The sequence below is a fragment of the Armatimonas sp. genome (assembly GCF_043760365.1).
GTDB lineage: Bacteria > Armatimonadota > Armatimonadia > Armatimonadales > Armatimonadaceae > Armatimonas.
In genome coordinates this window covers 1-3,283 of record NZ_JAYUPA010000803.1, presented here as the reverse complement: position 1 = coordinate 3,283, position 3,283 = coordinate 1, and the positions used below count along the sequence as shown (strand labels likewise).

Genomic DNA, 3,283 nt, shown 5'->3' with positions numbered 1-3,283 from the left:
TCTCCAGATGGACGAACGCGGTGGGAACCATGTAGACCGGCAGGTGAGTGCGCAGATAAGCTCCGAGCGCACTTGGATCGGGTTTTTGACCGATAGTATAGCCCACCAGCCTCTCGCTGTGCAGGGTGACAGCGCTGCCGCGGACTCCAGGAAACTGCACCAGTGCGGCTTCAATCTCTCCTAGCTCAATTCGGTGACCGCGTAGCTTGACTTGTAGGTCAGCACGCCCAATGTAGTCGAGCTCGCTATTGGGAAGCACAGAGACCAGGTCGCCTGATCGGTAGACACGCTGATCTTGGTAGCACACAAAGCGCTCATCGGTGAGCTCGGGACGCTTCAGGTAACCGCGCGTCACGCCCGCACCACCCACCCAGAGCTCGCCGCTGACCACATGCATTGTCCAGCCCGGAAAGGCGACACCGATGGGGCTGACGGTAGAGTCCGTGTCCGCAGCAAGAATACGCCGGTAGCTCACAAAAACTGTGGTCTCCGTGATGCCGTAGAGATTCCAAAGTACAGGCTGAGTGTCACCATAGCGCGCAAACCAGGGCTTCAGGCTGGCGACTTCGAGCTTCTCTGCGGCCAGAATGACCGTCCGAAGCGACTCCAGCTTCGGAGCCTCTTCATCCGCGGCCATCAGCTGGGAAAAGGCCGTGGGAGACTGGTTGAGTACTGTCACACCCTCGCGGCGCAGCAGGGCATGAAATGAATCCGCGGCGCGTCGCTCGGCATCCGTGGGAATGACTAATCGTCCGCCGTGCAGCAGCGCTCCCCAGATCTCCCAGACCGAAAAATCAAAGGCGTAGGAATGAAATAGAGTCCAGACATCGTGCTCCGTTGCTGTAAAGGCAGGATTATCAAAGAGAGGCAAGACATTGCGGTGCTCAACAAGGCAGCCCTTTGGCTGGCCCGTCGAACCTGATGTGTAGATCACATACGCCAGATTCTTTTCACTGACGGGAGTGAGCGGATTTTCCGTGCACCCTCCGTCGTTATTATCGTCATCAGCGGTGATGCGAATGATCTTGGCTGTCGTTTCGGGCAGAGAAATGCCGGGTTGTGTCACCAGCACCGGCGCTTCACAGTCCGCGAGCTGGAAAGTGAGGCGCTCTGCGGGGTAGGCAGGGTCGAGAGGGACATAGGCTCCGCCCGCCTTGAGGATGCCCAGTATCCCGATAACCATGTCAAAACCGCGCTCCACAAGCAATGCCACCAAGGTCTCTGGGCCAACTCCCTCCACAATGAGACGCTGCGCCAGTGCATTGGCGCGGGCGTTGAGGGCGGCATAGGAGAGGGATCTCCCCTCAAAAGTAAGGGCTAGCGCGTCGGGCGTTTGCGCCGCTTGTGCGGTAAAGCGTTCATGGAGCGTGTTCATCGTTATTTCACCAGGGCAGATCTCAGTTTATGGATCGCGCGACGTGGTAGCTGCCGGGCCTGATAGAGTACCGGGTTTCGAAATGGCAGGAGAGCGGCGGCGAGAGCTTTTGTCAATGCGGGATCGTTGATTGAATTATCGTGTAGGTAGCGCTCAATCCATAGGAGAATTCTCTCCTTGGCGGGATTTGGCCTACCCAATACCCACTCACCGCGTGCCATCGCCTGATGGCAGCAGTTATCGGGGTGCTGGCGGTAGAGGCTCCAGGTGGCGCTGGCGGCATAAACAGGGTAGTGCGTAAAGAGCCGTGTGTAGAGCACATTGTCCTCATAGAGTCCCTTAAAGCTCTCATCCCATCCGCCGAGCTTGCGGAGAATATCTGTTCGGGCAATAAATTCTGAAGTACAGGGTTGAAAGCTCTCATCGCCCAGCCAGTGCAGGAGCATCTCCAGCGGGGCAACCACTCGGTCCGCAGTAAGACCTCCCAAATTCAACCAGTCAGGCTGTGTGGCAGTGTCTGCCCAGGAATGCCAGATCTTGCTTCGGCCAAAGAGTGCCGCCGCTGTGGGCTGCGCCGCAAGAGTCCTCACTTGCTCCGCTAGCTTGTTGGGCAACCAGAGATCATCGGCATCCAGTAGTGCTATATACTGACCTTGGGCCTGTGCGAGGCCCAAGTTACGTGTGGCGCTCATCCCTCGGTTCAGTCCACCAGGGTGCTGGAGATAGATTACTCTCCCCGAGTGCTCCTTGGCATAGGTTTGGGCTAGCTCTTTTGAGCCATCTGTCGAACCGTCATCTACCAGAAGAAGTTCCCAGTCTGTAAAGGTCTGGGAAAGCACGGAGTCAATCGCTTCGGCGAAGAAGCGGCCCGGGTTATAGAAGATGACAACGACAGAGACAAGTGGCGCGGAATACATGTATTCCGCATTGTGCAAGAATCATGCCGAAAGGACTAAATCTTATACTTCAAGAGATCTTTGGTGAAAACACGCTCGGCTTGTCCCGGTGCCTTGACTAGATAGCGTGTCCGTATCACACCGACCCCGGGTGCAAACCAGCGTGTGACCCAGAAGTGGGCTAGACCATCGGTTAGTCTTGTCTCTAAGATGGTGTCAACGCGATAGGCGGTGGTGAATGTCCCCGCGGGAACCTTGATCTTTTCGATACAGCGTAAGCGCGATTTCGACTGACTCGGAACTAAAGCTCCCCTCAAGGAAACCCCTCCTTGCCAGCTAACAGTTTCATCGAACTTGAGCGGAAAGCGTAGAATGGGCATGGGGGGCTTTAATGTCACTTTCTCCGCAGCACCCGCTGAGAACTGTGCAATTTCATTGCTCGTGACATGGAAAAGCTCTTCACGATCGGGGGTTCCTTTGCGCTTGCCGGAGAGCACAAGGGCAGTTTGGCCCTCGATCAAGCGGGGGGGTAGAACTGTCACTTCCTCGATACCGTTTTCATCATTGGTCAACCGATAAGTCCAGTGACTGCTAGGCGATGTGGGAAGAAGTGGTTGGGCAGGGGGGATTGGAGTTGCGGTGAGCTCCTGAGGAAGGTGGATAAAACGGTCATCCGAGCCTGTTGCAATTCGCATATTCTTACAGCCCGAAACAAGTGTGAAAGCTACCACACAAAGAGTAAAAGCGATGCCTCTCATCCTTCTTTTCCTTCCTTAAGCAGTGCACGGTAGTAGGCTCGTGAGATCTCATGAACTCCACGTTGTGCGCTCAAACCGACCGAATCATCGGTTTCATTGTAGGCAGTATAGATGCGTAATAAGACAGACTGTCGCCCCAGAATAACTGCACCATATCCCGTTCGTAGTCGTGCGGGGAGGTCGCGGAAGTTACCCATCATCGGTTCACACGTAGTGGCACCATCGCGCGATTGCTGCCAATAGTACATAATAAT

Annotated in this window: 4 protein-coding genes; all 4 read right to left on the bottom strand. The window is 55.5% G+C overall.

Features of this window, described 5'->3' with window-relative positions; genetic code table 11:
- On the bottom strand, positions 1-1,375 hold a 1,375-nt coding region (locus ACH2EH_RS19475), incomplete at its 3' end, for an amino acid adenylation domain-containing protein (protein WP_395144274.1).
- 2 nt (positions 1,376-1,377) lie between these two features.
- Positions 1,378-2,292: a glycosyltransferase family 2 protein gene (locus tag ACH2EH_RS19470; protein WP_395144273.1), complete on the bottom strand. Its 915-nt coding sequence runs from the start codon at positions 2,290-2,292 to the stop codon at positions 1,378-1,380.
- Positions 2,293-2,327: 35 nt separating this feature from the next.
- The gene (locus ACH2EH_RS19465) at positions 2,328-2,966 is read right to left on the bottom strand and encodes a hypothetical protein (RefSeq protein ID WP_395144271.1); all 639 of its coding nucleotides are present in this window, start codon (positions 2,964-2,966) and stop codon (positions 2,328-2,330) included.
- 59 nt (positions 2,967-3,025) lie between these two features.
- Positions 3,026-3,283: hypothetical protein (locus ACH2EH_RS19460; RefSeq protein WP_395144269.1), on the bottom strand; the 258-nt coding region annotated here is incomplete at its 5' end.